Here is a 5,234-nt window from a genome sequence, read left to right as displayed (position 1 = left end):
GAGCTGGGAACCTGAGTCCGGCCGCCCGGGGCAGGGGCCCGGACGCCCCCGTGATCGCCGGGCGGTCCGMWSCCCGSSSCGGGSWKCGGACCGCCCGTCGCGGGGCCCGGACCGCCGGTCGCGCGCCAGGGGCGGCCGAACGGGGCAGCGGGGGCGTTCGTTACGCTCGTATGCGTGAACCCGAAGACCAGGAACCGGATCATGGCCGGCGTACTCGTGCTGATGTTCGTCGTCGTGGCCGTCGCGGCGGCACGCGGCTGACACCCCGCCGGGGGCCGCCGCGCCCGCCGCGCGCGTCACCAGGCGAACGCCTCCGGGGACGGTCCCGGTCCCGGGAAGATCTCTTCCAGGGATGCCAGCACTTCGGCCGAGAGCTCCAGCTCCACCGCCCGCAGCGCCGAGGCGAGTTGCCCGGCGGTGCGGGGGCCGACGATGGGGCCGGTCACGCCCGGCCGTGTCAGCAGCCATGCGAGCGCCGCCTCGCCCGGCTCCAGTCCGTGCTTGGCGAGCAGGTCCTCGTACGCCTGGATGCGGCCCCGCACCGCCGGGTCCGCCAGCGCCTCGGCCGCGCGCCCGCCGGTCGACCGCGAGCCGCCGCCCTCGCGCTCCTTGCGGAGCACCCCGCCGAGCAGACCGCCCTGGAGCGGGGACCAGGGGATGATCCCCACGCCGTACTCGCGGGCGGCGGGGATCACCTCCATCTCGGCGCGGCGCTCGAAGAGGTTGTAGAGGCACTGCTCGCTGACCAGCCCCAGCCGCCCGTTCCGCGCGGCCACTTCATTGGCCTGGGCGATCTTGTAGCCGGGGAAGTTGGAGGTGCCGACGTACAGGACCTTGCCCTGCTGGACGAGCACGTCCATCGCCTGCCAGATCTCCTCGGCCGGAGTCTGCCGGTCGACGTGGTGGAACTGGTAGAGGTCGATGTGGTCGGTGCCCAGCCGCTTCAGACTGCCCTCGACCGCCCGGCGGATGTTGAGCGCGGACAGCCTGTCGTGGTTGGGCCAGACGGGGGTGCCGTCGGCGGACATGTTCCCGTACACCTTGGTGGCCAGGACCGTCCGCTCCCGGCGCCCGCCGCCCTTCGCGAACCAGTTGCCGATGATCTCCTCGGTACGGCCCTTGCCGGCGCTCTGGCCGTAGACGTTGGCGGTGTCGAAGAAGTTGATTCCCGCGTCGTGGGCGGCGTCCATGATGGCGTGGCTGTCGGCCTCCTCCGTCTGGGGGCCGAAGTTCATGGTGCCGAGGACGAGACGGCTGACCTTGAGTCCGGTGCGTCCGAGCTGCGTGTACTCCATGGGACACCAGCGAACGCCTTGAAGTGCGCTCGAAGCAAGTACCCCACGCGGCCCCGCCCCCCTCGCGCCCTACCAGGCGAACGCCTCCGGGGACGGTCCCGGCCCCGGGAAGATCTCCTCCAGGGACGCCAGCACTTCGGCCGACAGCTCCAGCTCCACTGCCCGTACGGCCGAGGCGAGTTGCCCGGCGGTGCGGGGGCCGACGATGGGGCCGGTCACGTCCGGCCGTGTCAGCAGCCACGCGAGCGCCGCCTCGCCCGGCTCCAGACCGTGCTTGGCGAGCAGGTCCTCGTACGCCTGCACCCGCGCCCGCACCGCCGGGTCCGCGAGCCCGGCGGCGGACCGGCCGCCCTTGGTGCGCGCCCCGTCCCCGTCCCGCTCCTTGCGCAGGGCGCCGCCCAGGAGGCCCTGGTGGAGCGGGGACCAGGGGATGATCCCCACGCCGTACTCGCGGGCGGCAGGAATGACGTCCATCTCGGCGCGCCGCTCGGCGAGGTTGTAGAGGCACTGCTCGCTGACGAGTCCCAGCCGGCCGGTCCGCGCGGCGACCTCGTTGGCCTGGGCGATCTTGTAGCCGGGGAAGTTGGAGGTGCCGACGTACAGGACCTTGCCCTGCTGGACGAGCACGTCCATCGCCTGCCAGATCTCCTCGAAGGGGGTCTGCCGGTCGACGTGGTGGAACTGGTAGAGGTCGATGTGGTCGGTGCCCAGCCGCTTCAGGCTGGCCTCCACCGAGCGGCGGATGTTCAGCGCGGAGAGCTTGTTGTCGTTGGGCCAGACGCTGGTGTTCCAGGGGCTGCCGTCCTGGGTCATGTTCCCGTAGCCCTTGGTCGCCAGGACCGTCCGCTCCCGGCGCCCGCCGCCCTTCGCGAACCAGGCTCCGACGATCTCCTCGGTGAGGCCCTTGTGTTCGGCGATGCCGTAGATGTTGGCGGTGTCGAAGAAGTTGATTCCCGCGTCGTGGGCGGCGTCCATGATGGCGTGGCTGTCGGCCTCCTCCGTCTGGGGGCCGAAGTTCATGGTGCCGAGGACGAGGCGGCTGACCTTGAGTCCGGTGCGTCCGAGCTGCGTGTACTCCATGAGGTACCAGCGAAGCCGTTGAAGTGCGCTCGAAGCAAGGGGCGTTCCGTCACGGGGGCGGCTCGGGGGCGGCTCGTGCGCGGGAAGCGCTCAGGACCCCGCGAACCAGCTCGACGCGTCCAGCCGGAACGCCTCCGGCGGGACCACCGTGCGCAGGGACGTCTCCATCTGCCGTACCGGGCCGGGCCCGAGCGTACGGACCCAGTCGGCGCGCAGCTCGTCGAAGACGGCCGCCGACCGGTTGAGCGCGTCCAGGCCGTGCGGGGTGATGCGGACGATCTTGCGGCGGGCGTCGGCGGGGTCGTCGGCGCGTTCGGCGTAGCCCAGCGCCTCCAGACGGTCGACGGTCTTGCCGGCGGCCTGCTTGGAGACGCCGAGGCGGCGGCCGATCTCGCTCGCGGTCGCCCCGCCGGGGCCGATGGCCTGGAGCGCGAAGCCGTGGGCGGGACGGAGGCCGGGGTGGCCCTGCCGGGCCAGTTCGGCGTGGAGGCGGTCGATCAGGGAGCGGAAACCCGCCAGGAGGAGCAGGGGGAGCTCGTAGCCGGGCGCGTCGGCACCGCCGGTCCCGCCCTTGCCTGAACCGACAACCTGGTTTACCTTTTTTTCGTCAACCACGTTGTCCATCGTAAGGGACGCCACCTTGTTGTTCGTCGACCACACCCTGGAATCCGCCCCCGCCGAGTCGCGCCGCGCGATGGAGGGGACCGTCCGGCACCTCGGGCACCTCTCCCCGGCCGTGGCCCGGATGGCCGCCTCGCCCCACACCCTGGAGGGCTTCCTCAGGATGAGCGCTCTCTTCGAGAGCACCACCCTGGACCCGCTCGCCCGCGAAGTGGTGATCATGACGGTCGCCACCCGCAACGGGTGCGCCCTGTGCGTGGACATGCACACGGGCAAGCTGCGCGGGCTCGGCGCGCCGGAGGAGCTGATCGGACGGCTCCGGGAGGGAAAGCCGCTCCCGGACGAACGCCTCGACGCCGTACGGGAGTTCACGCTCGCCGTGTACGCCACCGCGGGCGAGGTCCCGGACGCCGGTCTGGAAGCGTTCCTGGCCCACGGCCACACCCCGCAGAACGCCCTGGAGGTCGTCCTCGGCATCGGCACGTACACGGTCTCGACCTTCGCCAACCGGCTGACCGGGGCGTCCCACTAGCTCCGCGCGACGACCTGGCTCTCCCGGGCGGCGGTCGGCGGCGCCGCGTACGCCCCGCCGAGTCCCCACCCCTGGTGCATCGCGTCCGCGAAGGCCGCCGCCAGCTTGTGTTCGCCCGAGGCGGAGGGGTGCGTGCCGTCGTAGGTGTCCACATGGATGTCGTACGTCGGCGGGTGCGAGGCCAGCAGCAGCGGCGAGGAGGGCCGGTCCAGGTCCGCCACCGCCTTGGCGAGCAGTTCGTTGAAGCGGGCGACCTCGGCCGCGAAGGGGGCGTCCGACTCGGCCCGGATGTTCGGGATGACGGGCAGCAGCACCATCCGGATCGCCGGGTTCGCCGTGCGGGCCGCCGCCACGAAGGCACGGGCGTTGGCCGCCGTCTGGTCGCTGTCGGTGTAGAAACCCAGGTCGATCAGGCCGAGCGAGACCAGCAGGACGTCCGCCCGCGCCCCCGCCGCGGCGTCCGCTATCAGCGGGGCCATGTGCAGCCAGCCCTCGCCCCACCCCGACAGATGGCGGCGCGCCGGTGCGGGGAAGTCCGCCGCCCCGTACGCGGACGACAGCGGGGCCCCGGCCTCCGTGTCGTACAGCTCGGTACGCGGCCCCACGATCGCGAAGGGGCCGTCGAAGGACGTGCTGAGGTGCTGCCACATCCGGTAGCGCCAGGTGATGTCGCCGGCGCGTCCGATGGTCATGGAATCGCCGACGAACATGAAACGCATGGGGCCATGATGGCGGATCACCTGGACCGCTTCGACGGGCTGCCACGTGACGATGGACACTTGGTCCCATGCGTTTCCCGATGCGTTCGCTTCTGTCCGCCGCCACGGCCGCCGGGCTCGTCGTCCTGGGGGCCGCCGGACCGGCGGCGGCCGACAGCGGCGACGGCGGCTTCACGATCAAGGACCCCCGGATCAAGGAGTCCAGCGGCCTGGCCGCCAGCCGGGCCCACCCGGGCGTCTACTGGACGCACAACGACAGCGACGACGGGCCGTACGTCTACGCGGTCGACTCCAGGACCGGCGAGACCGTCGCCAGGATCACCCTGGCCGGCGTCGGCCGCCCGCGCGACGTCGAGGCGATCTCGGTCGGCCCGGACGGGAACGTGTACGTGGGGGACATCGGGGACAACCTCGGCGGCACCTGGAAGAACGTCTGGATCTACAAGTTCCCCGAGCCCCGGCGGCTCAAGGACGCCACGGTCAAGGCGACGCAGTACGTGGTGAAGTACGCCGACGGGCCGCGCAACGCCGAGGCGCTGATGGTCCACCCCGGCACCGGACGCGTCTACATCGCCTCCAAGAAGGAGGGCGGCGGCGGGCTCTACGAAGGCCCCGAGCACCTCTCCACGGCCGGTACGAACGTCTTCCGGCGGGTCGGCGACGTGCCGTGGGTCACCGACGGCGCCTTCTCCCCGGACGGGACGAAGCTGGCGCTGCGCGGCTACTTCTGGGCGGCCGAGTACGACTGGAAGGGCGGGCGGCTCGGCTCGCGGCACGGGGTCTCCGCGCCCCTGATGCGCCAGGCGGAGTCCGTCACGTACACCCCGGACGGGAAGGCGCTGCTCTTCGGGACGGAGGGGGAGCAGAGCGAGGTGGCGCGGGTGCCGGTCGCGGCGGGCGGCAAGTCCCCGTCCGGCAAGGGGAGTTCGCCGAMGGGCGCGGGCTCGGGCAAGAGCGTCGACCCGGGCGGCGGCGACCACCGGAACC

General features: G+C 72.3%; 6 protein-coding genes. 2 read left to right on the top strand and 4 right to left on the bottom strand.

All coding sequences use genetic code 11. The features are described 5' to 3' along the window. Window positions 1–296: 296 nt before the first annotated feature. The 3 genes from ACJA3G_RS29345 to ACJA3G_RS29335 all read right to left on the bottom strand — a co-directional run bounded on the left by ACJA3G_RS29345 (window position 297) and on the right by ACJA3G_RS29335 (window position 2,999). Window positions 297–1,295 carry an aldo/keto reductase gene (locus tag ACJA3G_RS29345; protein WP_406556062.1) on the bottom strand — a complete coding sequence of 333 codons (999 nt, stop codon included), beginning with the start codon at window positions 1,293–1,295 and terminating at the stop codon, window positions 297–299. A gap of 69 nt (window positions 1,296–1,364) precedes the next feature. Next, on the bottom strand, window positions 1,365–2,375 hold the full coding sequence (locus ACJA3G_RS29340) for an aldo/keto reductase (protein ID WP_406556061.1): 1,011 nt from the start codon (window positions 2,373–2,375) through the stop codon (window positions 1,365–1,367). Window positions 2,376–2,465: 90 nt separating this feature from the next. Continuing rightward, window positions 2,466–2,999, bottom strand: coding sequence for a MarR family winged helix-turn-helix transcriptional regulator (locus ACJA3G_RS29335; RefSeq protein ID WP_406556060.1), 534 nt, complete (start codon window positions 2,997–2,999; stop codon window positions 2,466–2,468). A 70-nt stretch (window positions 3,000–3,069) separates the two neighbouring features. On the opposite strand from ACJA3G_RS29335, the gene ACJA3G_RS29330 reads away from it, so the two are divergent. Then, entirely contained in the window at window positions 3,070–3,528 is a 459-nt protein-coding gene (locus tag ACJA3G_RS29330) for a carboxymuconolactone decarboxylase family protein (protein ID WP_406556063.1), read from the top strand. Here ACJA3G_RS29330 and ACJA3G_RS29325 read toward each other — a convergent pair. After that, window positions 3,525–4,247 carry a GDSL-type esterase/lipase family protein gene (locus tag ACJA3G_RS29325; RefSeq protein ID WP_406556059.1) on the bottom strand — a complete coding sequence of 241 codons (723 nt, stop codon included), beginning with the start codon at window positions 4,245–4,247 and terminating at the stop codon, window positions 3,525–3,527. The two genes, ACJA3G_RS29330 and ACJA3G_RS29325, sit on opposite strands and share 4 nt — an antisense overlap. Window positions 4,248–4,327: 80 nt before the next feature. On the opposite strand from ACJA3G_RS29325, the gene ACJA3G_RS29320 reads away from it, so the two are divergent. After that, on the top strand, window positions 4,328–5,234 hold a 907-nt coding region (locus tag ACJA3G_RS29320; protein ID WP_406556058.1), incomplete at its 3' end, for a WD40 repeat domain-containing protein.

This window comes from Streptomyces sp. YS-3 (assembly GCF_045257485.1).
Lineage (GTDB): Bacteria > Actinomycetota > Actinomycetes > Streptomycetales > Streptomycetaceae > Streptomyces.
This window is presented reverse-complemented; position numbering and strand designations above follow the sequence as displayed.

Bases quoted from the DNA above. Each gene is read 5' to 3' on its own strand.
- ACJA3G_RS29345 (WP_406556062.1), bottom strand. From the start codon at position 1,295: ATGGAGTACACGCAGCTCGGACGCACCGGACTCAAGGTCAGCCGTCTC.
- ACJA3G_RS29340 (WP_406556061.1), bottom strand. From the start codon at position 2,375: ATGGAGTACACGCAGCTCGGACGCACCGGACTCAAGGTCAGCCGCCTC.
- ACJA3G_RS29335 (WP_406556060.1), bottom strand. From the start codon at position 2,999: ATGGACAACGTGGTTGACGAAAAAAAGGTAAACCAGGTTGTCGGTTCA.
- ACJA3G_RS29330 (WP_406556063.1), top strand. From the start codon at position 3,070: ATGGAGGGGACCGTCCGGCACCTCGGGCACCTCTCCCCGGCCGTGGCC.
- ACJA3G_RS29325 (WP_406556059.1), bottom strand. From the start codon at position 4,247: ATGCGTTTCATGTTCGTCGGCGATTCCATGACCATCGGACGCGCCGGC.